Genomic DNA, 25,099 nt, shown 5'->3' on the forward strand with positions numbered 1-25,099 from the left:
AGGCCGTGTCTTACAGCATGTGCATAGACAATCGGGCGGACGTGCATTGCAGTGGCATCGTCAACGGCAAGCCATTCTCCATAGATCCAACCGTAGGCATACTCGCGACCGCCCTGGGCCTCACACGATCGGACGATCTTGCGTTGGTCGCATCGGACGTGGGCTTCGTCGAAGCTCTCGCCCGAGCCGCCGACGCCGAGCTAATCGGCAAGGAGATGGCCGTCCTCGAAAGGATGTTGGCCGACCCGCCGCAGCATCAGCCGGACGGCTGGTTAAGCCACCTCCCGAACCGGCCCGAGGTCATCGCTCCGCTTGCGGGCCGGATCTTCGCCGCCCTGCGCGCGCTCCAGACGTCCGATCTTTCGGCGAGCGAGAATGGTCGCAACCTGTGGCGACTGGCGGCTGCGCTGCCGCCGGGCGCACTCGCGTCGCATCGAGCCGATATGATCGACATGCTCCAGCCTGGACAGGCGCGCGGCTAGACGCAGCAGACCGGTGACATCTACGCGCGCCTTGACGGCACCGTTCCGGTCGAAGCCGAGATTCTGCTCGACCGGCTCGAGACCCGGCGGGGCGACTTGGAGGCCGCCCTGCTGTCTTCGTTCTGCCGGATGGGTGCGGCGACACCAGAGGACGCGAAGCGGCGGCTGTTGAGCCTGTGGCACAAGCGCGCGCCGAGTGAAGGGAAGCCAGCCATGGGCGCTCGAGAGAGGACGTGCCGCTCTACTTCACAATCGCTCGCCTGGGACTGAAGCAGCAGGCTGGGCAGGTCGAGCAACGATATTATGGCTCGCCCTTCGCGGCGATCTGGGCCGAAGTGACGCCTAAATTTTCCGACCAACTCTGCAGCGGATCAGTCGACGACATCAGCAATCACTTCCGAAAGCGATCAGGTTAGATTTTGCCGACACGCCGTCTGCGCAAATGACCGCCATTCTGTTGCCAGACAGGCCAGGTCATCATCAGCGACTCGGCGTCGGCGGTCATGACCCAAACCCGGTCACTCAAACGTAATCTGGACCTTCCCAAATAAGACATTCGTTCATTGTGGGATCGTCGTGCCAAACCGACATGGTCAGCGGCGCTCAAAGCCAGGCTCGGCAGCGAGTTGTTCGGCAGCGATCCGCTGCAGTGCGGTCGCTTCTTCGCCAGAAAGGCCAAGCTCGTCGGCGGCAGTTTCGTCCTTGCCCAAAGTGCGCGGGTCGATCCCGGCAATGCGCCCAAATACGACCAGCGCCTCAAGGTAATAGCCGTACGTACTCGCGTGATATTGGTCGTACGCCCAAAGGTTCATCTCGCCGAACGTGGTGCCGTCATAGGGATCGGGATCCGCGACGCGGCTGGCAAAGGCGCGGTTCCACGCCTGGCCGACCGGAAGCACGCCGCGGACGCCCGGCACGGCGGCCCGTGCGCGATCGGCAGCGGCTCGCAAATCCTCGGCCATCGTGGCAATCGGGCGGTTGCCCCACGGACCGCCACGCCCCCGATACGCGAGGTCAGCGCGGCTCCATGTTGCCATCAGTTGCACGTCGACCCTAGAGTTGCGCGCGCGTAGCATCGGCACAATACGCCCTATATCGGCTATGTAGCGGCCGGGATCACCCGGTCGTTCGCGATCGAGTGTGCTAAATTCCTGCAGCACGACAACGTCCCAAGCGCGATCAATCAGCGAACGGCGCTCATCGTAATGGAAGCCAAGCGACTTGCCGCCTTGCGTCTCCAGGCTGACGTTCCAGTTCAGCCCGGCCTCTTCGGTAAACCGCTTGAACAGTGCCGGCACGCCGCCATAGCCGGCATTGTTGAGGTCGGTCACAGTGTTCGCGCGCCAGTTACGCACTGCCGAATGCGCTCCCTGCGTGAAGCTGTTGCCGATGAACAGGATCGTGCGCGGCGCGCTGCTGCGCACCGGGACCGGGGAAACCTGTCCCGCCACCGGAACGGCAGCGAGCAGAGTGAGAGTGGCGAACCAGTATTTCATGTTAGAACCTCTTGCTCACGCTGGCGTACAGATAGCGGCCATAGGGCACGTAAAGCGAACCGAGATAGCCATCCGCGGTGATCGGCGGGTCCTTGTCGAACAGGTTGCGCGCGCCGATGCGGAACCGCGTGTCGTCAAGCACCCCGCCCTTGAAGCGGTATTGCGCATACAGATTGACGGTAGCCTGTCCCTCGACCGTGTAAGGCCGGCCATTGACGTCCAGGAACGAGGTGTCCTGAACGTCAGCGGTGTAGTTGACGAAGCTCCCGATCTGGAAGCCTTCGAGACTCCAGGTGAGCGAGCCGGAAAGACGCCACTTTGGGCGCCCGCGCTGCTCGATCAGGTCGCTGGCGTCAGTCAGTGGTGTCGCGGTGTTGATCTGCCCGGCAGCACGCGCGTCGAACAAGGCTTGGACTGCGGACGGGGTATCACGGCTGAACTTGATGAGGTGCGCGGCGTTCAGCGCCACATCAAACTTACCGATGCCGGTCCGCACGTTGTAGAGCAGCGCGAGATCGAGCCCGGTCACGGTCTGCGGCAGCAGGTTGGTGAACTGGTCGTTGATCTGCGTCACGGCACCCGCCGGATTGAGGCCCGTGCCGGCAAAGACCGGCGTGTCGTCGGCCGTAACCGCGGCGCGCACCACGTTGGGGTTTGACGATCCGCCCTGGCGTAGCAGGTAGTCTAGGATCAGCGCGTTCTGAGGCCCGAACTGCCCGACGATACCGGTTTGGTGGATCGACCAGTAATCCGCGGTCAGCGTCAGGCGACCAAAGGCGGGATCGATGAAGTTTGGCTGCACGACGACACCGAACGTATAGTTCGTGCTCTTTTCCGGTTTTAGGTCAGGATTCCCTGAAACGGAGATCGAGTAACTTGTCGCACGCCCGCACGCGCCGAAGCTGGTGATCCGCCCAGCGCGCAGATCGGCCTCGCAGCGAACGAAATCGGTATTCGAGCCCAAGCGCGAATATTGCACCGTGTTGGTCTGTTCGAGGTTCGGCGCGCGGAAGCCTTTCGAGTAGGATCCGCGGAAGCGGAAGCCATCGATCACATCCCATGCTGCGGCGATCTTGGGCTTCGCGATCGAGCCGAAATCACTGTAATGCTCGTAGCGCCCGGCAAGCTGCACCTCGATCCGGCGGATCCCGGGGATGTTCATTTCGGGCGAGATTACCGGCACGGCAAGCTCGCCGAAGGCTGAGAACACGGTACGCCGGCCACTGGTAGAGGGCGTCGGGCTTACCGCTGCGGTGTTCGACAGATTGCGCTCTCCGGTCACGCTGTCAACGAACTGATTGGTGCCGTTGACGTTGTCGCTGCGGATGTCCTGCTGCGTCTCGCGTCGACCCTCGATGCCGAAGGCGATGCCAAGATCGCCGCCGGGTAGCGAAAAAAGATCAGCCTTGGACAGCTTGAAATCAGCGAGACCCAGCGTGGTCTTCGAACGGCGCACGAGATCAAAGGTGAACGAGTCGATCGTCGCCTGAGAGGCCGGCGAGCAGTCGTTCAAGCTTGGCGTCGCCGAACAGCCGCCACTGAACGGGTTGTAGGCATCGGGCGTCGACAGCGCCAGATTGGCCTGTAGTTTGGTCATGTCGATCGCGTTCGAACGGTCGGTCGCCTGCGCTTCGGAATAAAGTAGGGCAGTGTCGAAATCGAACCCGGCTAGCTTGCCCCGCGCACCGGCGAGGAAGCGGGACTGCCAGTTATCGACCTTCACCACCTGCTTGCCGACATCGACGAAGCGGTAGGTAGAGAGACGTACGGGCAGACCAGCGGCGGGAACGTTGGTCAGGCCAGCGATCCGGTTGGGGTTGGCGACGCCGTTGATCGTCGTCGCACCGAACGGGTTCCAGTAGTTGGTCGTGGGCACGACAATGCTGTTTAGATTGATCGTCGGCGGCTGGATACGCGTTGTGTCGGCCCGGTAGTAACCCAATTCGGTGTAGAGCGTGAAGCTGTCCGACACATCGTAATGGGCGGACAGGAAAGTGTTGTAACGGTTGATGCGCGGAGTGACTGTGGTCCCCAGCCGCGTGTCGAACCGCTCCGACCGCAACGTCGTCCCGGTTGCGCGCGCCCCTGTCCCAAGGCAGGTGTCGGCGTTTAACGTCTGTATGCAGCCGGGGTTGAGGATCGACTGGGTATGGAACGCGCCGGCCGAAGAGGTCACGGCGGTGTTGCCCCGGCGGATCGTGCCGGGTCCGCCGACAATCGCGAAATTGGCCCACGGGCTTTGTGTCGCACGGCCATCCGCGGTGAGGTTACCGGCGAAGCGCGGATCGTTGGCAAAGTATTGCAGCAGATTGTCGCTGGCGGTGTAATCCTGGTCCTCGGCGAGCTGCGCGGTGCGGCGCGTATAATCCAGGTATAGGGAGACGTTGCCGCGCCCTTCAGCGAAGTCGGTGCCGAGCAGACCGGTCGCCTGAAATTCGCGGCGATGCGTGCCTTCCGCGCCGCCATAGCGGAAGTCGATCTGCCCGCCGTCGTAATTGGATTTAGTGACGGTGTTGACCACGCCTGCCACAGCGTCGGCGCCATAAATAGCGGCCGCCCCGTCACGCAGGATCTCGAGCCGCTCGATGCCTGCAACAGGCAAGGCGTTGCTGTTGTACCCGAGTACCGGCACATTGCCGTCGCCTGCCTGAGATGTCGGATGCTGTACGAGCCGGCGGCCGTTCAAAAGCACCAGCGTGTTGCCGATGCCGAGATTGCGGAGATTGATCGAGTTGACGTCACCTCGCGCGGCGTTTGAGGTTTGCGCGTTGTTGGATTCGTTAAATGTCACGTCTCCTGCTTGCGGGATCGAGCGGAACAGGTCGTCGCCCGATACTGCGCCGGTCGCGTCGATCTGGTTGGCGTCGATCACCGTGACCGGGAGCGCCGCAGATACGCTGCTGCCCTTGATCTGTGATCCGACCACAACAATGTCCTGTTGGGCCGGCTCGCTGCTGGCATCGGCTTGGGTCGATGCCTCGATCCCCGGCACACTCTCACTCTGTGCCGGTGCAGGCGCTGCGGTCTGTGCCGAAGCTTGAGCGGCGATCAGGGCCGCTATGGCGCAGCTTGCGCCCAGTGCAATTTTCTTCATTCACAATCCCCTAAAAAGTAGGCGTCCAGGCTCTCAGGCCGGGTTCACCGTCATGTGTGCGTCGTCTTCATCGATTGGTCGGTCGTCAGAAGCGGCGCGGTGGTTGAGCACCTCGTCGAGGCGCGTTCGGTCTAGTTTGCCTTCCCAGCGCGCGACGACGATCGTCGCGACTGCATTGCCGATGAAGTTGGTGAGGCTGCGACATTCGCTCATGAAGCGGTCTACGCCGAGGATCAGTGCCATGCCCGCGACCGGGACCGAGGGCACGATCGACAGCGTCGCGGCGAGCGTAATGAACCCCGCACCGGTGACCCCGGCGGCTCCCTTAGACGATAGCATTGCCACGCCAAGCAGCGCTGCCTGTTGGCCCCAGCTTAGTTCGATGCCGGTTGCCTGCGCGATGAACAGGGCGGCGAGCGTCATGTATATATTTGTGCCGTCCAGGTTGAACGAATAACCGGTCGGCACGACGAGCCCGACCACACCCTTGTCGCAGCCCGCTCGCTCGAGCTTTCCGATCAGGCTCGGCAACGCCGCTTCGGACGAGGAAGTGCCGAGCACCAAAAGCAGTTCAGCCTTTAGGTAAGCGATCAGCTTGAAGATAGAGAAACCATGTAACCAAGCCACCGTGCCGAGCACGCCAAGCACGAAGATCAACGAGGTGAGATAAAAGGTCGCGACCAGGGCACCGAGATTGACCAGCGTACCGACGCCGTATTTGCCGACTGTGAATGCCATCGCGCCGAACGCGCCGATCGGCGCCGCCTTCATCAGGATACCGACAAGGCGGAACACGACGAGCGTCAATCGCTCGAGCAGTTCGAATATCGGTTCGGCTGGCTTGCCGACCAAGCTCAGCGACACACCGAAGAGAATCGCAACGAACAGGGTCTGCAGGATCGATCCGTCGGTCAGCGCTGAAACCATCGTCGTCGGGATTACCGACATCAGGAAACCCGTCAGCGTGCTCTCCTGAGCTTTGTGAGCGTAATCAGCGATGGCGCCGGCATCCAGCGTCCCCGGATCGACATTCATCCCTGCGCCAGGCTGCACGACATTGGCCACGATCAGCCCGACGATCAGCGCGAGCGTCGAGAAGAACAGGAAATAGGCGAACGCCTTGCCCGCGACGCGCCCGACCGCGGCAAGCTCGCGCATCCCGGCGATCCCCGTGACAACGGTCAGGAAGATCACCGGTGCGATGACCATCTTAACCAGCTTGATGAAGCCGTCGCCGAGCGGCTTTAGTGCCTCGCCGGTCGTAGGCCAGAAATGGCCAAGCACTACTCCGGCGACGATCGCGAAGAGCACCTGCACGTACAGATGCCGCCATAGCGGGATTGGTTTGCCCGGAGGCAATGGGGCAGCGGTGACCTTCATGAAACCTCTCACGCCCTTGTATGCAGGGCTTGTTCGTGCCGTTGTATCGAGGTCGGGAGGGGCAAGGCCAGATTCAGGTCGGCTTCTTTTATCTAGCTGTGAATCAACAATAATAGATCGGTGAGTTGTCAAGTTGACTGATGCGTGCGCCATTTCCGCCACCGACACTGGGCGCATTATGTGCGATATTCCGCACAGATGATGACCCGCAAACTCGTCTGGCCGCTCCTGTGCCTCACCTTGCTCGGGCTGACCCTGGCGCTGCTCGGCATTCGCTGGGCATCGGGGCAGGCGCGCACTGCGGCGGACGAGTCCGCACTGTCGTTGGCGCAGGGGCATGTCGGGCTGCTGACGAGCGAATTGCAGAAGTTCCGCCTGCTGCCGCTGGTGCTCGTCGATTATCCTGATGTGGCGCAAGCGCTGGGCAATGACGCTGCGGCGGCCACTCGGCTAAATAACACACTGGAATTGTTCGCTCGGCGCACCGACGCGGCGGCGATCTACGCGCTCGATCGCGGCGGCCGCGCCGTGGCGGCAAGCAACTGGCGGCTGCCGACTAGCTTCGTTGGCCAGAATTACGCTTTCCGCCCCTATTTCGCAGAAGCTATGCGCAATGGTGCATCGGAACTATTCGCGCTCGGTACGGTCAGCGGCCGCCCCGGCCTGTATCTCGCACGGCGGGTCGATGCTGGCCGCCATGTGCTCGGCGTGGTCGTCGTCAAGGTCGAGTTCGATCGCGTCGAGGCGACTTGGCGACGTGCGGCGGGAATAAGCCTGGTTACTGACGCGCACGGCGTGGTGCTGGTCACCGGCGTACCTGCATGGCGCTTCCGCACAACCCACCCTCTCGACGCCGCGACACTTGCCGAAACGCGTCGGACCCTGCAGTTTGGCCATTCCCCGCCCGCCGCCGCACCAATCGCGTTTGACGGTGCGGAGGCGGTGGTAGACGACGCTCGGTACCGCGTCGCCACGTTGCCAGCACCGGTGGCCGGCGGGCGGCTGCTGCATCTGTCGCCGCTTGAACCGGCACTGGTCGCGGCGCGATCGCGTGCGCTGCTGTGGGCGTTGGGGACATTGCTGGTCGTTGGAAGCGCCGGCGGCCTGGCGATCCGTGCTGCCGAGACGCGACGGTTGCAGCGTGTCGGCCGGGAAGCATTGGAACTTGAGGTCGTACGACGGACCGCCGAACTGAGCGCGGCCAATAGCGAACTCACCATCCTATCGGAGGATCGCCTGGCTGCCGATCTGCGCTACCGCGAGGCACGCGAGGAACTGGCACAGGCCAACCGGCTTGGGTCAATCGGACAGATCACTGCCGGGGTTGCGCACGAAATCAACCAGCCGGTCGCCGCAATACGCACCCTCGCCGAAAATGGTGGCGTGCTGCTCGACCGCGGGCGGATCGAGACCGCACGAGAGAATTTGGCGCATATAGTCGGCCTAACCGAGCGCATCGGCGCGATCACTGCCGAACTACGTGCTTTTGCTCGCCGCAAGGCTCCGGCGACTGGCACGACGGAGCTCGGCGCGGTACTCGACGGCTTGATGCTGCTGATAGGTGCACCCGCGCGGCGCGCGCTTGACAGCCGCGTCAGCGCCGAACAGCGCGGTGTGCGCATCGTCGGGGATCGCATCCGCATCGAGCAGATATTGGTTAATCTCGTCACCAACGCGCTCGACTCGTTGGCCAATCGACCTGACGGCCGCATTACGATCGCCGCAACGATCGGCGAAATGGTGCAGGTTCGCGTGTCGGACAATGGCGGCGGGATTGATCCAGTCCTTACCGACACATTGTTCTCACCATTCGTGTCGTCGAAGGCCGACGGGCTCGGGCTGGGCCTGGCCATCGCACAGACCATCGCGCGTGAATTTGGCGGCGATCTCATCCTCGTCGACAGCGAAGCGGGAGCGGCGTTCGTCATGACGCTACAGCGCGCATGACCGGGCAGACCGTCCTGTTCGTCGAAGACGACGACACATTGCGCCAAGCGACCGTGCAGGCGCTGGAACTTGCTGGGTTCGCGGTGCGCGCCTTCTCAGGTGCGGAAGCGGCGCTAACAGCGATCCCGCCTAATTTCGACGGTGTAATCGTCTCTGACATTCGCATGCCGCGGATGGACGGCCTGCAGCTACTTGCCCAAGTTCGCGCGCGGGATCCCGACCTGCCGGTGATCCTGGTCACTGGCCACGGCGACGTGCCGATGGCGGTCGCGGCGCTTAAAGATGGCGCGTTCGATTTCCTGACTAAGCCGTTCGCCGCGGATCACCTCGCGCTCACTGTCACCCGCGCGCTCGAACGTCGCGGACTGTTGATCGAGAACCGCCGGTTGCGCGCCGCCGCCGCGATCAGCGAGGCGGCTGGCCCGCTACTCGACGAGAGTGGAGCGATGGCCCGGCTACGGGAACAGGTCCGACAATTTGCCGACACCGATATGGACGTCTTGATCGAGGGCGAACCCGGCACGGGAAAAGATCTTATCGCGACGATGCTCCACCGCGGGTCGTCCCGCTGTGCGCGTTCTCTGATCGTTGTACCGTGCGAGGCTCTCTCCGACGAACAGGCCGCGATCGAACTGTTCGGCCACGCCGCGGACAGCGTCCCACACACCCGTCTCGCACGCGTTGGGCAGATCGTCGCGTCGAGTGGCGGCACGCTGCTGCTTGACGCGATCGATGCATTGCCACTCCCGCTGCAGGCGCGGTTACTGCGCGTGATCGAGGACCGCGAGGTGCAACCGGTCGGCGCGGTCCGTGCCGAGGCGGTCAATCTGCGCCTTGTTGCTACGGCCAGCGACCTCTCGAGTGCGGTGCGCGACGGTCGATTCCGCGCCGACCTCTACCACCGCCTTGCCGCGACATGCCTCCGCCCCCCGCCGTTACGCGAGCGTGAGCAGGACCAGCTAATGCTGTTTGCAGTTTTCGTTGATCAAGCGCGCGAGCAGCTAGGGCTGCCGCCATACGCGATGACTGACCAGGATCGGCGTCACCTTCTGGCGCACGACTGGCCGGGCAACGTGCGCGAGCTGCGCAACTTTGCCTTCGCGGTGTGTAATTCAGCGCAAAGTGGCGTTTCGTCAGAGCCGATCGATCTGCGCGCGCGCGTGGCGACGTTCGAGGCAAGCATCATCATTGACGCGCTGACCGCGACTGGCGGGAACGTAGTCAAGGCGCTGGGCCTGCTCAAAACCTCGCGACGAACCTTGTACGACAAGCTCGAACGACACGGCATCGATCCTGAGGCATTTCGAAAGGATTGAGGCTTCACGCATTTGAGTATGGCCTCATTCGATCGCCGCCGGCGAGCGACACAGCGCGCACTTGCGGCAAAGAACGATGACCTAGTGAAGAGGCACGGCTGGCACCCCTTAGGCGTCCGACGAGACCCAATAGGCGACACTCAGAGCGTTCCGCCGTCCTTCCAACTTCAGACGCCCGTTCATAATGCTGCGGATCGCAATTTTGCGATCACGTCAGGAGATTGCCAGTTGCCGTGAGCTCGCAAGCTCACGAAGTTGGCTGATCGCGTCCCATATTTCGGCGACTACTTCTCGACGAAGAGCTTCACCTCGATCGCGCTCATTCGAAATGGCGAACGCACGGGCGACAGGCTCCGCGATCTAGTGCAATGCCGCGCCCTCCTTGCGACCGTGTAAGCTGCCCCCGGGACGTGGACCCAACAGTAGCCAGCTTAAGCGGTCCGGCGCCACCCGCTGGTCTTCGGCTTGCCGAGGGCAAGGCAGCAGGATGAGGAGATCGTGGGAAGCTCGGGTATGTGTCAGCCCCTCTACCGTCTAACCAGTGACATCATAACAGAACTTCCATGACATTCGTCACTACTCAGCCGGGCGTAGGCGCTTCAGAAATCAATCTCAGAGATTGCTGAAGGAAATCCGATGCTCGACCGCCGCCGCTTCCTCAAGGCCGGGTTTGCCGCCGCCACTGTCGGCGCGATCACCGGCATGCCGATGCCATCCTTCGCCCAACAGGCGGTCATACGCTCGGACGTGCGGGAGGCGGGGCTGGTGGGGCGCCTCCACGCGCTCCCGGATGCCCAACGCCGCACGACCGTCATCATGCTCAACGGGTCCGACGGCGGCCTGCCATCGGCGCGCGATGCGGACGACCTCGCACAAGCCGGTTATCCGGTGCTGGCGCTAGCCTATTTCAAGGACTGGCGCGCACAACCCGAGGGCGTGCCCGCGAGCCTCGAGCAAATCCCGCTTGAATATTTCTTCGGCGCGATCGACTGGCTCAAGCGGCGCCCCGAGGTCGATCCTACGCGCATCGTCGTCATGGGCCTGTCGCGCGGCGGCGAGCTTGCGTTGCTGCTCGGGTCGCTGCGTCCCGATCTGGCGGGCGTGATCGCTTACTCGCCAAGTGACTGGGTGTGGGGCGGGATACCGGCCGCCAGCGCACCCAGAGTGGCGAACGCGCCGGTCAAGCCTGCGTGGACGCTCGGCGGCCGTCCCCTCGCCTTTCGCCAGATGAGCTTCACACCCGGCACCTCGATGCGCGAGGCGTTCCTGCGCGCGCCTGCATCCGAGCCTGCGCGCATTCCCGTCGAGCGCATTCGCGGGGCCGTCCTGCTACAGTCGAGCACCGCCGATGCGCTATGGCCTTCTGACGTCTATGCCGATGAGGCCGCCGCGCGCCTTGGGAAGCGATCAGGCCGGGCAACAATGCAGAACCTCCACTATGCCGATGCCAGCCATTTGCTGATGGGCACCGGCCCGGCGATGACCAAGCTTCAGATCCCCGGCACGACCTTCTCGATCGATTTCGGCGGAACAGCGGAAGGCACGATCAAGGCGCGCGCCGAGGCTTGGGCGGCGAGCAAGCGCTTCCTCGCGGCGCTATAGGTCGGTCGTCCCTGGCCGGTTGCGAGGTGACATGTGTCATCTCGCCAGCATGACGCGCAACACTGCCAGGGCTGCGACCGCTGCTGCACTACCGCTGCATCTTAGAGGAGACGGACGATGGAAAGCGGAGACTTGGCGGCGGTCGCGCGATTGCGCGCGGTGACGAAGCGCTATGACGGGCGCGCAGTGCTCGACGGCCTTTCGCTCGATCTGCACGCCGGCGAAGTGACGGCCTTGCTGGGGCCGAACGGCGCCGGCAAGACCACCAGCGTCGGCATCCTCACCGGCCGGCTGAAAGCCGATGCCGGCCAGGCCATGCTGTTCGGGATCGATCCGAGCCGTCCGGCGGCGCGCGCGCGGATGGGGGTAATGTTGCAGAGCGCGGGGTTGCCGGACGTGCTGAGCGTACGGGAGCTGATCACGCTGCAAGCGGGCTATTATCGACGCCCGCGTGAGGTCGGGGATACGATCGCGCTCGCGGGACTCGACGGTCTCGAAACGCGCCGCGCCAGTGCGCTTTCGGGCGGGCAGGCCCGCCGCCTGCTCTATGCGCTCGCGATCTGCGGCAAGCCCGACCTGCTCGTCCTTGACGAACCGACCACCGGGCTAGACCATGATGCGCGCCGCCGGCTCTGGTCCACGGTGCGCGACGAAGCCGATGCGGGCGTCGCGGTGCTGCTGACGACGCACTACCTCGAAGAGGCCGATGCACTGGCCGATCGCATCGTGGTGATCGACTCCGGCCGGATCATCGCCGACGGCACGCCTGCCGCGATCAAGGCGAGCGTCGCCGGTTCGACCATCCGCTGCCGGACCGAGTTGCCCGATCGCGTGCTGGCGACGTTGCCGGGGGTGCACAGCGTCGCGCGCAGCGGCGGTACGGTCACGTTGGTCGGGCGCGATGGCGCCACGACCGCGCGCGCGCTTCTGGCGGCGGATGCCCATGTCGCCGACCTGACGATCAGCGCCGCGTCGCTCGAGGATGCGCTCGCCAACCTCTCCACCGATCTTCGAAGGGCCGCCTGATGGAAATCGCTATCGCCCCGCCAGTCGGCGTGTTCGCCCGCGAGAGCATCGCCGAGCTCAAGAAGAACCTGCGGCTGCCGCAGTTCGCGCTACCGACGATCATCACCCCGGCGGTCTTCTATGCCTTGTTCGCGATCGGCCTTGCCAAAGGCAGTGCCGATGCCGCTGCCTATTCGCTCGCCACCTTCGGGGTGTTCGCGGCAACCGGCCCCGCGCTGTTCGGCTTCGGCGCCGGGGTCGCGATCGAGCGGGAGAACGGGCTGATCGAACTCAAGCGCGTCTCGCCGCTGCCGGGCGGAGCCTATCTCACTGCCAAGCTCGTCTCGGCCGGTGCGATGGCGGCGATCGCCTTGCTGCTGATCTACGCACTGGCGCTGATCGGCGGCGTCCGGCTGAACGCGGGCCAATGGTCGGCGCTCGTGCTCATCCATCTCGGCTCGGTAATACCCTATGCCTTGATCGGCTTTGCGGTCGGCATGCGGCTGAGCGCGAAGGGCGCGATCGCGGCCGCCAACGCGCTCTATCTGGGCTTCTCGATCCTCGGCGGGCTGTGGATGCCGATCACGGTGTTGCCCGGCTGGATCCAGCACGCCGCCTGGATCACGCCCTCGTTCCACCTCGGGCAATTGGCGCTCGGGACGATCGCCATGCCTGTCAGCGGGTCGATCGGCGCGCACCTCGCAGCGTTGGGGATGATCACGCTGGTCGCGGCATGGTCGGCCGCAAGCGGCTGGCGCCGCAGCGCCGCTTGACCGAGCGTGCCACGGTGAGCAGCATCGCTGCGATGACAAAGTCCGCCCCGACTGATCAGACCGAAAGCTGGCTGCGTCGTATCGTCGACGTGCGGGGCCCCTGGGTTTGGCTTGCCTATCTGCCGCTGTTCGGCGCGCCTTGGATCAACCATAGGCCGAGCGCAATCCATCTTGCAGTGTCGCTGGCTGGGCTGATCGTCTTTCTCGCGCTGTATATTTGGGCAGACGGCCGCAAGGGGCGTGCGGTGATCCTGCCAGCGATTCTCGCTCTCTTGCTCTCGTTTGCGCTGATCCCGTTTCACGGCAATTGGACGGTGCTGACCGTCTATGCGGTGTCGATTGCCGTGGAGTTGCGGCCTGCGCGCGCGGCATGGCGGATGGTCGCTCTCTTCGTCGCGGCATCGATGATGGTCGCGACGCTGATCGGGCTCAGCTGGTATTTCATCGTCATGATGGGCGTGTTCCAATGCATGGTCGCGATCAGCAAGATCTTTGGCCTGAACCTGGGCGAGAAAAATGCCGACTTGGTACGCGCGCAAGAAGAGGTTCGACGCTTGAGCCGCGACGCCGAACGCGAGCGGATCGCGCGCGACCTGCATGATCTGCTCGGGCGCACGCTGACGCTGATCGCGCTCAAGGCCGATCTGGCGGTCAAGCTGACCGGCCCGGATCCGGAAAAAGCGCGCGCCGAGATGGTTGACATCGCCGACGCCGCGCGGACCGGGCTCGCCGATGTTCGCGCCGCGGTTGCGGGCATGGCGCATGCGAGTCTTGCGCGCGAGCTCCAGGCGTCACGCGTCGCGCTCGCGGCAGGTGGCGTTGCGTGCGAGGTCGACGGCGCCGAGCGGGCGATCGCGCAATCCGACAGCGCGGTGCTGGCAATGGCATTGCGCGAGGCGGTGACCAACGTGATCCGCCACGCGGGCGCGCGCCACTGCCGGATCAGCGTGGACGAGGATCGTGGCGTGACCAGCGTGACCGTTCGCGACGATGGCCAAGGCGGACATTTCCGCGAAGGCGCGGGGCTAGCCGGAATGCGCGCCCGCCTGCCAGCGGCGGGCGGCGCCTTGACCATTCATGCCGATACGAGCGGCACGCGCGTCTGTGCGCTTTTGCCGGGCGCCACCGGATGATCCGGATCGTCGTCGCCGAAGACCAGGCGCTGGTGCTCGGCGCCATCGCATCGCTGCTGTCGCTCGAGCCCGACTTCGAGGTCGTTGGCCGCGCGCCGGATGGCGAAACGGCAGTCGCGTTGGTGAACGCGCTCGCACCCGACGTGCTTTTGTCCGACATCGAGATGCCGGGCCTCACCGGGATCGAAGTCGCGGCGCGCGTTCGTCACCTGCAGCTCGCCACGCATGTGCTGATCGTCACGACGTTCGGCCGTGCCGGTTATCTGCGCCGCGCGATCGATGCCGGCGTGCGCGGCTATATTCTCAAGGACAGTCCCGCCGACCAATTGGCCGACGCCATCCGTCGCGTCGCACGCGGCGCGCGGGTGATCGACCCGGAGCTCGCCGCCGCCACGGCCTTCGCTCCTGTCGATCCGCTGAGTGACCGCGAACGCGCAGTATTGCGGCTCGCCGACGAGGGGCGTTCGAACAAGGAGATCGGCCGAGCCCTCGCGCTGGCACCGGGAACGGTCCGCAATTATCTGTCTGAGGCTGCTGGCAAGCTTGGTGCCGCCAACAGAGTCGAGGCGAGCCGCCTCGCGCGCGAAAACGGTTGGTTATGATTGGATGCGCTAATTACCGGATGACCCACATCCGGTCGTGCACGCTGTCTTCGCCGCTTCCCAAAACCAGACGTCGTCTAATGGCGGGCTTTGCAAGCGCCTTTTGGTGTCGGACGTGTTTGCCGGGGCACGGTCGTCTTCGCGGTCGGCATGAGCCGCCGCATCATGGGGCTTCGCGGGATGGATCTTCCAATGTTCGTTACGCACGCTCCGAGCCGGGCTCGTGATGCAACGTCCGAAGCGGAATGGACCAGCCTACGTCCCGGCAGGGACGCCTCGTTACGCCATCTGGCGCTGTCGAGCTCTTGGGTCAGGCGGCCGCGGCCGTCCTGGTGAACAGTTCGCCGGAGCGAAGCATCGCATGCATGATGACCGCGAGCTTGCGGGCAACGGCGACCGCGGCACGCTTGAAGCCGACCTTCTCGCGGAGCTTCATACCCCAGACCCGCAGATCACTATCGGCGTGGCAGCGGGTAAGGATCACGACAGCCGCCTCATACAGCAGCGAGCGGACATGTGCATCGCCACGTCGGGAGATGTGGCCATCGTAATCCACTTCGCCTGATTGATAGCGCCGCGTGGTCAGCCCGAGCCAGGCGCCCACCGAGCGCGATCGGCTGAAGTTGGCGGGATCCTCGACTGCGGTCAGGTAAGCAGTAGCGGTGATCGCACCGACGCCGGGGATCGACATCAGCAACTGACACTGTTGGTTCCTGCGTGCCTCTGCGAGGAGTTGGCGCCCTAGCTCGGTCGCCTGGATGCGCAGGCTCCGCCACGCCTCTAGCAGAGGCAGGATGATCCGCGCGAGATCGACATGCTCGGCGAGCAGCGAGCGGACGTTCGCCTCGAACTTGCCGCCTATGCCACGTGGTACGATCAGCCCGAACGTCTTCATCAACCCACGGATCTGGTTCGCTACGTCCAGCGTCGCCCGAACGAGCTTGGTGCGTGCCCCAACCAGCGTACGCGAGAGCATGCTGTCGAAGCCCTTGACCCGGACTTCACGGTAGAAGCCGACCTCGGCTAGGTGCGCCAAGCCGTCCGCATCATTGGCGTCCGTTTTGTTGGCGGCCATGTCGAGCGCGGCCTTGGCATGGCGAGCATCGATGCAGATCGCTGGCAGTCCGGCCGCGCTCAAAGCATGGTAGAACCAGACCGAGAGCGGCCCCGTCTCGAACACCACCCGCTCGACTGATGGAGCATGCCTGCGGATCAACGCGGCGATCGCCGCTGGGTCCGACAAGCACTTGCCACGCCAAACACGCTTGCCCCTACGTCGAATGGATACCGCTGTCTCTTTCAGCGAAACATCTAACCCGATATACTCACCCATGGTTGTTCTCCGTGCGATGTATGGGCCCGGCTACCAGTCGTGAGCCCGCGCCTTCATCTATCGGGGAACAGCCACCTTCCGCGCCATCGCTGATCGAGGTAACTCGCTCCCGCAATTACCCCATGTTCGTTAATCTGAGCTAGGTTTCGCATTTCCGCGCCGCTCCACAGCGTTCAGACCACATCCTCCCATAAGTCAGGTGACAGTTCGAACAGACTTGCCAACATCCGGCGGCCAAGCGGGGTGACGATGACCGCTCGTGACCCGGCCACAGTGCGAAGCCACGCCCATTCGAGGGAATGGTGGAGCAATGCTCTCCCGACCAGCCCCGCGATGTGGGGGCGGCGCTCGCTCCAGTCGAGGCATGGCCGACAGAATGCTCTCCTACCGCGCCGGCCATCTTCTTGAGGGAGGTAGAACCCAGCGTTGACCAACAGACGTGCGCCCAGCCCGGTCAATTCGCCACCATCGACACCGAACCTGATCTCACCGCGCACGACCATACTATCGGCGATCGCCACGGCTACGCGCCCGGCCAAATGGTCGTAGCACGTCCTTGCCCGACGCATCGCCAGGTCCTTCGGGCCGGTTGGAGTCGCCGCGCGACGATTGGCAGAACCGGTGGCGGCGACCGCCATCATGCCCTCGATCATCTGTGCGATCGCGGGCGTCGCCACGCGGTGGTAGCGATGGCGACCTTGGCGCTCCACTGCGACCAATTCCCCGGCGACGAGTTGCGCGAGATGGCTACTGGCGGTCTGCGGCGACACGCCAGCGACAGTAGCGAGTTCCGTAGCGGTGAGCGCCCGGCCATCCATCAGGGCGACCAGCATGCTCGCCCGCGCCGGGTCGCCAACGAGCGCGCCGATCCCGGCGAAGGCGTTAGTCGTGAGCATGCGGCCCTCCATCTAATTGCCTGCGCGCTATCACATGTTCCGCCGGGACGCTTCGATCGAGATCGAAGCTTCGCAGCCGCTTCCCCGGCTACAACGCGGCAGCAAACGGAGACACACTGATGATCACATGCTTCATACGATACGAAATCGATCCCTACCGCGTAGATGCCTTCGAGCAGTACGCCCGTAATTGGGGCGAGGCCATCCCACGCTGCGGTGCCGACCTGATTGGATACTTCGCGCCACATGAAGGCTCGGCGACAACCGCTTATGGCGTCTACTCGATTGAAGACTTGGCGGCGTACGAAGCCTATCGCGCACGCCTGTGCGACGACCCACTGGGCCGGGAAAACTATGAGTTTGCCAGGCGAGAGCGGTTCATCACGCGCGAGGAACGCATCTTCCTGCGACTGGCATCCACACGGCATTCGCGGTCGGTGCCAGCGTGATCGCCGTCATCTTCGAGGTTGTTCCCGCCCCCAATTGCAAGCAGCGCTACCTCGATCTCGCCGCCGCGTTGAAGCTCGAGCTTAGTGTTGTCGACGGCTTCATATCGGTCGAGCGGTTTCAGAGCTTGAGCGATCCGGGCAAGATGCTGTCGCTCTCGTTCTTCCGAGACGAGCAAGCTGTGATGGCCTGGCGCAATACGGCCGCCCATCGAGCCACGCAGGCGCGCGGTCGGGCCGGCGTGTTCTCGGATTACCGACTGCGCGTTGCCGAGGTGTCCCGCGACTACGGCATGTTCGCGCGCGCGCAAGCACCGCGGGACAGCCGCAACGCGCATCTAACACCGCGTAGCGAAGTCTGCTGAACTTGCGGTCGCGACGACCCAATTGCCAGACGTTCGTGAGCGGTTTCCGGCTTCCCAACCTCGACCATTCATTCATAATTGCCTACGGCGGCGGCTGAGCTTCCTGCCAAAGCCACCAGCCTCCTGCTTGAGCATCAATTAGCGCCGAGGCCTGGTGTCCAGCCAAAATCCTCGAGCGTGGAACCGACAATTCCCCAGAGCGTCATGGTCGCGGCAGCGAAGTGCGGACGCCGTCCGGAAAATGATTTGGTAAGCAAATTAGGAAGTTGGCATGATCATTCAGTCCGAAACGGAAGACTTGCTGGCGCCAGCGAGCGGTATGGCTATGTCGGATGCGAAAGTGGACCGAGGGCATCTGCCACGCCCGGCGATGCAGCCCGAGGCAATTTCGGCACCGCAGGACGTGGATTATTGCGGCGTGCTTGTGCTGGAAATCGATGCCACGGACACAATGCGAGGCATAGTTTCCGCGAGGCTCGTGGTGCCGGTCGCTAATAGCGGGCGGATGACGTTGCTCTACCCCAAATGGATGCCAGGCTATCATTCGCCGCAGAACCCGATCGAGCTCTTCGCCGGGCTTGAGATCAAGGCAGGCGATCTCGTGCTCGACTGGATACGCGATCCGGTTGAAGTCTATGCGTTCCACATCGACGTTCCGGCCGGAACGTCGACGCTCGACGTGAGCTTCCAATTCCTTTCTCCGACGACATCGAACCAAGGCGATGTCGTCGTGACAGAAGACATGCTGAACCTGCAATGGGGGCGGGTGCTGCTCTACCCCGCCGGCTATTTCGCACGCCGGGTTGAGGTACAGGCCAGCATGACGCTACCGAAGGGATGGCAGTATGCGACTGTGCTGGAGGTAGAAAGGCGAGATGGGGACACCGTTCGCTTCGCTCCGGTAGCCTTGGACGTACTGGTCGATTCACCCTTGATGGCGGGGGTACATTGCCGCGAACTGGTGATTGCCGACGATGGCGCCGTTCGCATGAATCTGTTCGCGCACCAGGCAGATGACCTGGAGCTCACGACTGAGCAGGTCGCGCTGCACGCCGCTCTGGTAAAGCAAGCGGACACGCTCTTTGCCGCGCGTCACTTCGACACCTACCGTTTCCTGGTGGCCCTCAGTGAGGAATTGGGCGGCGGGGGGATCGAGCACCATCGGTCGGCTGAGATTATCGTGCCGCCAACTTACTTCACGCAGTGGGAAGCCAACCGTACCAAGCGCGACGTGTTCGCGCACGAGTTCACCCATAGCTGGAACGGAAAGTTTCGCCGGGGCGCGGACTAATGGACGCCCAGCTTTGAAGTTCCCATCCGCAACAGCCTCATGTGGCTGTACGAAGGTCAAACTCAGTACTGGGGACATGTGCTGACGACGCGCGCTGGAATGTGGTCGACCAAAGCGTCGCTTGAATTGCTCGCCAAAATTTCAGCGACCTACGATGTGCGTCCCGGAGGCCTGTGGCGGACGATGGCCGACACCACCGAGGATCCCGTGATCAACGGCCGCGCGCCACTGCCGTGGCCAAGCTGGCAGCGCAATGAGGATTATTATTCGGAAGGCCAACTGATGTGGCTGGCGGTGGACACGCTCATCCGCGAAGCCTCAGAGGATCAGCGCTCGCTCGACGACTTCGCGAGCGCTTTCTTTGGCATCGACGAGGGTAGCATGGTAACGCGAACCTATGATCTAGACGATGTCGTGGACACCCTCAATGGTGTCGTCGAGCATGACTGGGCCGATTTTCTAGATAAGCAGTTGCACCGCCGCGAAGAAGGCGCACCGCTTGAAGGACTGGGGCGCGGCGGTTACCGTCTAGTCTACCGTGATTATCGTACTGATTTCTGCAAGAGCTTCGACGCGCAGGCGGCCCAGCTCGATCTACGCTTCTCGGTCGGGCTGAACATCGCCACGAGTGGGACGGTGCAGGAAGTGATGTGGGGAAGCCCGGCGTTCGACGCGGGATTGACATCAGGGGCGCTGATCCAGTCCGTTAACGGACTGGATTATAGCGAGCAAGCGATCGGCGACGCGATCCAGGCCGCGCAGAACGGTGGTCCGTTGCTACTGACGGTGAAAGCACGATCGCAGTCTCGGACCCGGGAAGTCAATGTGGACTATCGAGGAGGGCATCGGTTTCCACACCTTGAGCCGAATCCGGGCGCGCGGCTGCGGTTGAATGAAATTCTTGCAAGTCGATAGCACAAGGTTGTGGAGAAAATTGGCGCGGCAACCTCCGTCGCCGCGCCGATCCGGATCGCGAACCTAGTGCTCACTCTTAGTGTGGGATAGCTCGAGGCATCACAAAGGCTGCCCCGCCTGGCAGCGTTCCAACTCGATCGGATCATGCGCGCACGTGACGGTGAGTTCGTCGCGGCGTTCGCGCGCCCCCTTCGCGGGCGGTAGGTTGTTGCTTCGTGGGCACAAGTCAGGGATCTTTCAGTAACCTAGGTTAGCGTATGCGCATCGCGCCGCTCCTTTCGTAATCGCGCTTAAACGCACTGAGTTTTACTCCGAGCCAGGCGTCCCGAGGAGCGACATCCCCTCCTGAGCGGCACCGCTCGCAAAGGGTTAGTCCCGCGGCACTCGGCTGCAACGTCGGCTTCAATTCCGAGCTGGAGCCATCATCGACGGTGCCCAGCGGAGACGCTTAACCAGCGGTTGTAGCGGTCTCCCCCTCGCGATACTCAAGACGACGGCCTTCCCGAAGAGGGTTCCAAACGGGACCTTGATTGTGCTTGTATCTGCAAACGCATGGAACAGCATCGCCGGTCATTGGGTTCTTCGCGCAAAGCAGGGAGCCGTCCGGATGATCGTCTTGAAATGCAAAGCATGCGATCTGGCAACGCTGCTGCGACGGAACGTCGCACGGCATAGCGCATGAGCGCGCCGCGCTGGCCGAGCACGCTTTGGATCGTTCGGCATGGGGAAAGTGCGGGCAATGTGGCGCGCGACGAGGCGCACGCCCGCGGCGCCGAGCGCATCGAGCTATCCGCGCGGGACGTTGACATCGCCTTGTCGCCGCGCGGTAAGACGCAAGCGCGCTTGCTCGGCGAATGGTTCGCCGCGCGGAACGCGGATGATCGTCCCGAGATCTTGCTCGCATCACCCTATGCCCGTGCGCAGGACACTGCGCGCGTGTTCCGCGACAGCCGCGGCACCGCCGGCAACGAGCCGATATGCATCGACGAGCGCCTGCGCGAGAAGGAGTTCGGCATTCTCGATGGCTTGACGACAAGCGGCATCGCATCGGTCTTCCCCGAACAGGCTGAGTTCCGACGCATCCTCGGCAAATTCTACCATCGCCCGCCCGGCGGCGAGAGCTGGTGCGATGTCATCTTCCGGCTGCGCTCGCTCATCGACACGATCACGCTTCATTATGCCGAGCGCCGCGTTATGATCGTCGCGCACCAGGTTGTCGTGCTGTGCCTGCGCTACATCATTGAGAACCTCTCCGAGGAAGAGATCCTTGCGATCGATCGGGAGGGCGACGTCGCCAATTGCTCGGTGACAGAATACCGCTTCGACCCCGGCAGCGGACGCGAAGGGAAGCTGGTCTTGGAGAGCTACAATGTCGTGACGCATCTCGAGGAAAGCAGCCCCTCGACCGTCACCGCCGAGTCCGATGCAGCCGCCGGAGTCCGAGGATGACACACGAAGCTACCCCGATCGACAGCGCCTGGATCGCGGCCAATCCCGTGCCCGTCCACAGCAGCGGCACCACCAAGAACAGTCGTGGCCGCGTGCTCGCGATCGGCGGATCGCGGATGGTGCCCGGCGCGCTTCGTCTCACCGGGGAAGCGGCGCTGCGCGTCGGTGCGGGCAAACTGCAGATGGCAACGGTGGGCTCCGCGGCGGTAATGCTCGGCCTGCTCGTGCCGGAGGCGGCGTCGATCGCGGTTGACGAAGGTACTGGTGGTGAAATTGCTCCCACGCTGGGCCCAGCGCTCGAAAAAGCATTGTCCGAATGCGATGCGGCGGTGATCGGTCCAGGCATCGGCGACGCCGATGTCGCCGCGGAGCTCTTGCGACAGGTGATGTCTCAGCAGCGCGACGATCTCGTGCTGGTAATCGACGCCATGGCGATCGGCGGCCTGCGCGACCTTCGCAGCGAGGCGGCGCATTTTTCCGGCCGCCTTGTGCTGACCCCGCATTATGGCGAGATGGCCGTGCTGTCAGGCCGGGATGAAGACGCCATCGCCGCCAATCCGGCAGCCGTCGCGCACGATGCTGCGGTCAAGTTCGGCGCTGTCGTCGTGCTCAAGGGCAGCAGTACGGTGATCGCCGATCCAGAGGGTGCCCTGCTGCACTATGCGGGCGGCGGGACAGGTCTTGCGACCGGCGGGTCGGGCGACGTCCTGGCAGGGGCGATCGCCGGCCTCATCTCGCGCGGCACACCCCCGCTGGTCGCCGCCGGCTGGGGCGTCTGGCTGCATGGGCAGAGCGGCCGGCGGGTCGCCACGACGAGCGGCCCGATCGGCTTTCTCGCGCGCGAACTGCCCGACGAGTTCCCGCGCCTCCTACCCCAGTAATCGGCAACGGCCTTCACCGACATCGCAACACGGGTCTTATACCTACGGCTTCCGCCTCGATCCGGTCGTCCGCAGCCTGCTCGACACAGACCTCTACAAGCTGCTGATGCTGCAGATGCACCTGTCAGGAACACTGCATCGAACACACCGAACTTTTGCGCCGCATAGGCTCGGCATCGTCGTCTGCACGCGCAACGATTGTCACCGCGGGCGTCGGCACCATCTGTGACAGGGTGGCAGCGTAGCTTTCACCTGAGCTCTTCTCGGCCGGTCCGCCGCGGGCAGCCCGTTCATCAGGCGGTTCGCTTTCAGTGATCAGATAACGAGACAACACGACTTGTTCTGTGACGGAGCCCACATGACGTCTTAGGGCGCTGGCGGACGCATCGGACCTGTCGATGTCGTATCAATCACCCCTCAACTAGCCGTTCAAGCCTCCCGAAATGGGCGCAAAGACCCAGAAGCTGCCGCTCAGTCCGCATTTGCCGCTCGCCAGGAGCGGACGTCCGTTCAACTTGACCTGGCAAGGTCAATCGTAGCGTGCTGGATGCTGGCAAACCCGGCCGAGAGCCGGCATACGACCGCCAGCAGCCTCCCAGCAGCAGACACTCGTTCATCTTGAACTCAGATGTCTGCTAAGCAGCCCCTTTCGGTCGTTCATCGCTAGCTTTTGCGCTCACAAAAGCGGACATTCAGGCCGCTGCCCTCCAAAGGGAGAGGAAAGGTTGGAATCCCATCGGGTGCGCCATACGTGCCCAAGCTAGGAGTTTTGAGACGTTGGAGAGACTGCCTCTGGGAGAACTGCTAACGCCGACAAATGCCTTCATGCGATCATCGATGAGCACCGTTGATCTCATGCTTGATGCTGGGATGACGGCATCGAAGAGTTGCTCAAGCCACTTGATTGATTGCGCGCTCGACTAAGTATTCTTGTGATGAACATGTTCAACTTGGGAGTTTCATCAAGTTTGGAAAAAAGGGCGTGACCAGGCGTCGCGACGAGTTTCCGGCCGCCGTGAAGCGCAAGTTAGAGCGACTGGCCGGGCATGTCTGTTCGATTTGCGGCGTTCCCACTTCGGGAGCCAACGCCGACGGTTCCGGCGAAATCACAGTCGGCACTGCAGCCCATATCTGCGCGGCGGCGATCGGCGGTCCTCGCTACGACGAGAAGATGTCGAGCGAGCAACGCAAAGCCGCGGACAATGGCATCTGGCTCTGTCGCAATCACGGCGACGAGGTGGATGATGACGAGAAACATTACACTGTTGATCGCCTCCGCCAGCTGAAGTGGGACGCTGAGCGGGCGTCCTGGAGGCGGGTCAGCCAGAGCAGACCGCTCATATTCCACAGCGTGTCGCTCGAATATGCGGACTTGCGTGAACGTGCGCGAGCCGACCTTGGGACTATTCGGCAGACGTCCCGCTGGCCACAAAGTGCAGTCGGATTGACAGTCACAGTCGATGGGATGGAAGCGCCGCTGTCCAGCTTCGCGCTCGCCGCCGCCGCTCAGGAACTTGATGACCTGATCCTTGTAGCAGCGCCGGGTATGGGAAAGACGACGACGCTGCTGCAAATTTGCCAGAGCGTTCTCGACGGCGAGCAGAGCTTTCCAATCTATGTCGCGCTTGCCGACTGGGTCACGGGAAATAGCACGCTCTTGGGATCAGTTCTTGAGCGTTCGACATGGCGCGACGCCACCGATGTACAGCTGCGCGATGCGGCGGCACGAGGACGGTCCGTGTTGCTGCTCGACGGCTGGAACGAGCTAGACCCCAATAGTCGCGAGCGCGCACGTGTAGAAATTGAGCGTCTCAAGTCGGAAATTCCCGAACTGGCGCTGATCCTGTCGACCCGCCAGCAAGCGATGGACGTCCCGCTTTCCGGGACCCGCGTCGACATCTCACCGCTCGATGATCGTCAACAGCTCGCGATCGCGGAGGCCATACGTGGTGACGAGGGTGCCGCATTACTTGATCGAGCCTGGCGGACCCCGCATGTCCGCGATCTGGTCGGGATACCGCTGTATCTGAATGCGCTTATGCGTTTGCCTGCAGGATCATCGTTCCCGGATAGCCGACGATATAAGTTACGCCGTCGCCGGCGAGTTCTGCCCGAAGCTCGTCCGCTCCGTCGAGTCCCATAACGCCGTTCCAACGCCGTATGGACACCCAATCGGGGTGGTCAGACATGCAATCGATTAAGTTGGACACGCAGCCGGCTCATTCTAGATCAGTAAGAAGGGACGTTTGGGCGATCCTCGTGTTTGAACCAATAGCGGCGCTCTTTTGATTCGAAGACGCCCGATCTCCAAAGGATAGTTCCGAGATGCTTTCCAGGCTCATCACCGCCAACAACAACTCCGGCGGTAAGCAACCGCCGGAGGATCTCATTGCGAGCTAGTGGCTCATTTGCTTGTCGAAGGATCTTGCCCGCAGCGTCCACGATAACATCGGTGGCCGTCGCTCTCGCGGCTAAACCGTGGATTTCCTTCAATGCAATCCAAAGGGGATCCGACACGATTTCCGGGTCTGGTGAAATTAAGGACTCGCAAGTTTCAAGAAAGGAATCGAGGGCGGAGATCTCTCGAACGTTCCGCTCTCGCCGCGCAACGGCAAGGGCACGAAGCTCCTTGACGGCTTTATCAGCCCTCAAGTTCTAACCAATCTAGGACAAGCTAGGGTGATTTCGAACAT

At 63.1% G+C, this 25,099-nt stretch carries 21 protein-coding genes; 15 read left to right on the forward strand and 6 right to left on the reverse strand.

Features of this window, described 5'->3' with window-relative positions:
- Window positions 1–5 precede the first annotated feature (5 nt).
- Entirely contained in the window at window positions 6–482 is a 477-nt protein-coding gene (locus tag NV382_RS15280; RefSeq protein WP_260597569.1) for a hypothetical protein, read from the forward strand.
- Window positions 483–1,075: 593 nt separating this feature from the next.
- Here NV382_RS15280 and NV382_RS15285 read toward each other — a convergent pair.
- From NV382_RS15285 to NV382_RS15295, 3 genes are read right to left on the reverse strand one after another with little or no spacing between them, the layout of a single operon-like run.
- The gene (locus NV382_RS15285) at window positions 1,076–1,978 is read right to left on the reverse strand and encodes a PEP-CTERM sorting domain-containing protein (RefSeq protein ID WP_260597570.1); all 903 of its coding nucleotides are present in this window, start codon (window positions 1,976–1,978) and stop codon (window positions 1,076–1,078) included.
- Between the two features lies 1 nt (window position 1,979).
- A complete protein-coding gene (locus tag NV382_RS15290) occupies window positions 1,980–5,072 on the reverse strand; it encodes a TonB-dependent receptor domain-containing protein (RefSeq protein ID WP_260597571.1) in 3,093 nt (1,030 codons plus the stop codon).
- 33 nt (window positions 5,073–5,105) lie between these two features.
- Window positions 5,106–6,452 (reverse strand): dicarboxylate/amino acid:cation symporter, encoded by a 1,347-nt coding sequence (locus NV382_RS15295; protein WP_260597572.1) that lies wholly within the window; start codon window positions 6,450–6,452, stop codon window positions 5,106–5,108.
- Between the two features lie 201 nt (window positions 6,453–6,653).
- On the opposite strand from NV382_RS15295, the gene NV382_RS15300 reads away from it, so the two are divergent.
- The 7 genes from NV382_RS15300 to NV382_RS15330 all read left to right on the forward strand — a co-directional run bounded on the left by NV382_RS15300 (window position 6,654) and on the right by NV382_RS15330 (window position 14,830).
- Window positions 6,654–8,399, forward strand: a complete 1,746-nt coding sequence (locus NV382_RS15300) for a sensor histidine kinase (RefSeq protein ID WP_260597573.1) — start codon at window positions 6,654–6,656, stop codon at window positions 8,397–8,399.
- Window positions 8,396–9,715, forward strand: a complete 1,320-nt coding sequence (locus tag NV382_RS15305) for a sigma-54-dependent transcriptional regulator (RefSeq protein ID WP_260597574.1) — start codon at window positions 8,396–8,398, stop codon at window positions 9,713–9,715. The genes NV382_RS15300 and NV382_RS15305 overlap by 4 nt, the downstream gene beginning before the upstream one ends.
- A 636-nt stretch (window positions 9,716–10,351) precedes the next feature.
- On the forward strand, window positions 10,352–11,317 hold the full coding sequence (locus tag NV382_RS15310; RefSeq protein ID WP_260597575.1) for an acyl-CoA thioester hydrolase/BAAT C-terminal domain-containing protein: 966 nt from the start codon (window positions 10,352–10,354) through the stop codon (window positions 11,315–11,317).
- A gap of 117 nt (window positions 11,318–11,434) precedes the next feature.
- On the forward strand, window positions 11,435–12,343 hold the full coding sequence (locus NV382_RS15315) for an ABC transporter ATP-binding protein (RefSeq protein WP_260597576.1): 909 nt from the start codon (window positions 11,435–11,437) through the stop codon (window positions 12,341–12,343).
- The gene (locus NV382_RS15320) at window positions 12,343–13,095 is read left to right on the forward strand and encodes an ABC transporter permease (protein WP_260597577.1); all 753 of its coding nucleotides are present in this window, start codon (window positions 12,343–12,345) and stop codon (window positions 13,093–13,095) included. Before NV382_RS15315 ends, NV382_RS15320 begins: the two co-directional genes overlap by 1 nt.
- Before the next feature lie 32 nt (window positions 13,096–13,127).
- A complete protein-coding gene (locus tag NV382_RS15325; RefSeq protein WP_260597578.1) occupies window positions 13,128–14,228 on the forward strand; it encodes a sensor histidine kinase in 1,101 nt (366 codons plus the stop codon).
- Entirely contained in the window at window positions 14,225–14,830 is a 606-nt protein-coding gene (locus tag NV382_RS15330; RefSeq protein WP_260597579.1) for a response regulator transcription factor, read from the forward strand. The genes NV382_RS15325 and NV382_RS15330 overlap by 4 nt, the downstream gene beginning before the upstream one ends.
- 310 nt (window positions 14,831–15,140) lie before the next feature.
- Here the strand turns inward: NV382_RS15330 and NV382_RS15335 are convergent, their stop codons facing one another.
- The gene (locus NV382_RS15335; RefSeq protein WP_260597420.1) at window positions 15,141–16,163 is read right to left on the reverse strand and encodes an IS110 family RNA-guided transposase; all 1,023 of its coding nucleotides are present in this window, start codon (window positions 16,161–16,163) and stop codon (window positions 15,141–15,143) included.
- Between the two features lie 173 nt (window positions 16,164–16,336).
- On the reverse strand, window positions 16,337–17,059 hold the full coding sequence (locus NV382_RS15340) for an ArsR/SmtB family transcription factor (protein WP_260597580.1): 723 nt from the start codon (window positions 17,057–17,059) through the stop codon (window positions 16,337–16,339).
- A gap of 119 nt (window positions 17,060–17,178) precedes the next feature.
- Between NV382_RS15340 and NV382_RS15345 the strand changes: the two genes are divergently transcribed.
- From NV382_RS15345 to NV382_RS15375, 7 genes are all read left to right on the forward strand, one after another.
- Window positions 17,179–17,508, forward strand: coding sequence for an NIPSNAP family protein (locus NV382_RS15345; RefSeq protein WP_260597581.1), 330 nt, complete (start codon window positions 17,179–17,181; stop codon window positions 17,506–17,508).
- Complete coding sequence (locus tag NV382_RS15350) at window positions 17,505–17,870, forward strand: antibiotic biosynthesis monooxygenase family protein (RefSeq protein WP_260597582.1); 366 nt, start codon at window positions 17,505–17,507, stop codon at window positions 17,868–17,870. The genes NV382_RS15345 and NV382_RS15350 overlap by 4 nt, the downstream gene beginning before the upstream one ends.
- Window positions 17,871–18,141: 271 nt before the next feature.
- Window positions 18,142–19,161, forward strand: a complete 1,020-nt coding sequence (locus tag NV382_RS15355) for a M61 family metallopeptidase (RefSeq protein WP_260597583.1) — start codon at window positions 18,142–18,144, stop codon at window positions 19,159–19,161.
- A 39-nt stretch (window positions 19,162–19,200) separates the two neighbouring features.
- The gene (locus NV382_RS15360; RefSeq protein WP_260597584.1) at window positions 19,201–20,076 is read left to right on the forward strand and encodes a M61 family metallopeptidase; all 876 of its coding nucleotides are present in this window, start codon (window positions 19,201–19,203) and stop codon (window positions 20,074–20,076) included.
- Window positions 20,077–20,754: 678 nt separating this feature from the next.
- Window positions 20,755–21,525 carry a histidine phosphatase family protein gene (locus NV382_RS15365; RefSeq protein ID WP_260597585.1) on the forward strand — a complete coding sequence of 257 codons (771 nt, stop codon included), beginning with the start codon at window positions 20,755–20,757 and terminating at the stop codon, window positions 21,523–21,525.
- Window positions 21,522–22,406 (forward strand): NAD(P)H-hydrate dehydratase, encoded by an 885-nt coding sequence (locus NV382_RS15370; protein WP_260597586.1) that lies wholly within the window; start codon window positions 21,522–21,524, stop codon window positions 22,404–22,406. Before NV382_RS15365 ends, NV382_RS15370 begins: the two co-directional genes overlap by 4 nt.
- Before the next feature lie 904 nt (window positions 22,407–23,310).
- Window positions 23,311–24,549: an NACHT domain-containing protein gene (locus NV382_RS15375; RefSeq protein WP_260597587.1), complete on the forward strand. Its 1,239-nt coding sequence runs from the start codon at window positions 23,311–23,313 to the stop codon at window positions 24,547–24,549.
- Window positions 24,550–24,635: 86 nt separating this feature from the next.
- On the opposite strand, the gene NV382_RS15380 is transcribed toward NV382_RS15375, so the two are convergent.
- Window positions 24,636–25,058: a hypothetical protein gene (locus tag NV382_RS15380; RefSeq protein ID WP_260597588.1), complete on the reverse strand. Its 423-nt coding sequence runs from the start codon at window positions 25,056–25,058 to the stop codon at window positions 24,636–24,638.
- Window positions 25,059–25,099: the final 41 nt, after the last annotated feature.

It is taken from the genome of Sphingomonas endolithica (assembly GCF_025231525.1).
In the GTDB taxonomy this organism is placed as follows: domain Bacteria; phylum Pseudomonadota; class Alphaproteobacteria; order Sphingomonadales; family Sphingomonadaceae; genus Sphingomonas; species Sphingomonas endolithica.

Coding starts and splice junctions, on each gene's coding strand:
- NV382_RS15355 (WP_260597583.1), top strand. CDS start 18,142: ATGATCATTCAGTCCGAAACGGAAGACTTGCTGGCGCCAGCGAGCGGT.
- NV382_RS15305 (WP_260597574.1), top strand. CDS start 8,396: ATGACCGGGCAGACCGTCCTGTTCGTCGAAGACGACGACACATTGCGC.
- NV382_RS15290 (WP_260597571.1), bottom strand. CDS start 5,072: ATGAAGAAAATTGCACTGGGCGCAAGCTGCGCCATAGCGGCCCTGATC.
- NV382_RS15320 (WP_260597577.1), top strand. CDS start 12,343: ATGGAAATCGCTATCGCCCCGCCAGTCGGCGTGTTCGCCCGCGAGAGC.
- NV382_RS15340 (WP_260597580.1), bottom strand. CDS start 17,059: ATGCTCACGACTAACGCCTTCGCCGGGATCGGCGCGCTCGTTGGCGAC.
- NV382_RS15295 (WP_260597572.1), bottom strand. CDS start 6,452: ATGAAGGTCACCGCTGCCCCATTGCCTCCGGGCAAACCAATCCCGCTA.
- NV382_RS15310 (WP_260597575.1), top strand. CDS start 10,352: ATGCTCGACCGCCGCCGCTTCCTCAAGGCCGGGTTTGCCGCCGCCACT.
- NV382_RS15370 (WP_260597586.1), top strand. CDS start 21,522: ATGACACACGAAGCTACCCCGATCGACAGCGCCTGGATCGCGGCCAAT.
- NV382_RS15330 (WP_260597579.1), top strand. CDS start 14,225: ATGATCCGGATCGTCGTCGCCGAAGACCAGGCGCTGGTGCTCGGCGCC.
- NV382_RS15345 (WP_260597581.1), top strand. CDS start 17,179: ATGATCACATGCTTCATACGATACGAAATCGATCCCTACCGCGTAGAT.
- NV382_RS15300 (WP_260597573.1), top strand. CDS start 6,654: ATGACCCGCAAACTCGTCTGGCCGCTCCTGTGCCTCACCTTGCTCGGG.
- NV382_RS15360 (WP_260597584.1), top strand. CDS start 19,201: ATGTGGCTGTACGAAGGTCAAACTCAGTACTGGGGACATGTGCTGACG.
- NV382_RS15325 (WP_260597578.1), top strand. CDS start 13,128: ATGACAAAGTCCGCCCCGACTGATCAGACCGAAAGCTGGCTGCGTCGT.
- NV382_RS15285 (WP_260597570.1), bottom strand. CDS start 1,978: ATGAAATACTGGTTCGCCACTCTCACTCTGCTCGCTGCCGTTCCGGTG.
- NV382_RS15365 (WP_260597585.1), top strand. CDS start 20,755: ATGAGCGCGCCGCGCTGGCCGAGCACGCTTTGGATCGTTCGGCATGGG.
- NV382_RS15315 (WP_260597576.1), top strand. CDS start 11,435: ATGGAAAGCGGAGACTTGGCGGCGGTCGCGCGATTGCGCGCGGTGACG.
- NV382_RS15335 (WP_260597420.1), bottom strand. CDS start 16,163: ATGGGTGAGTATATCGGGTTAGATGTTTCGCTGAAAGAGACAGCGGTA.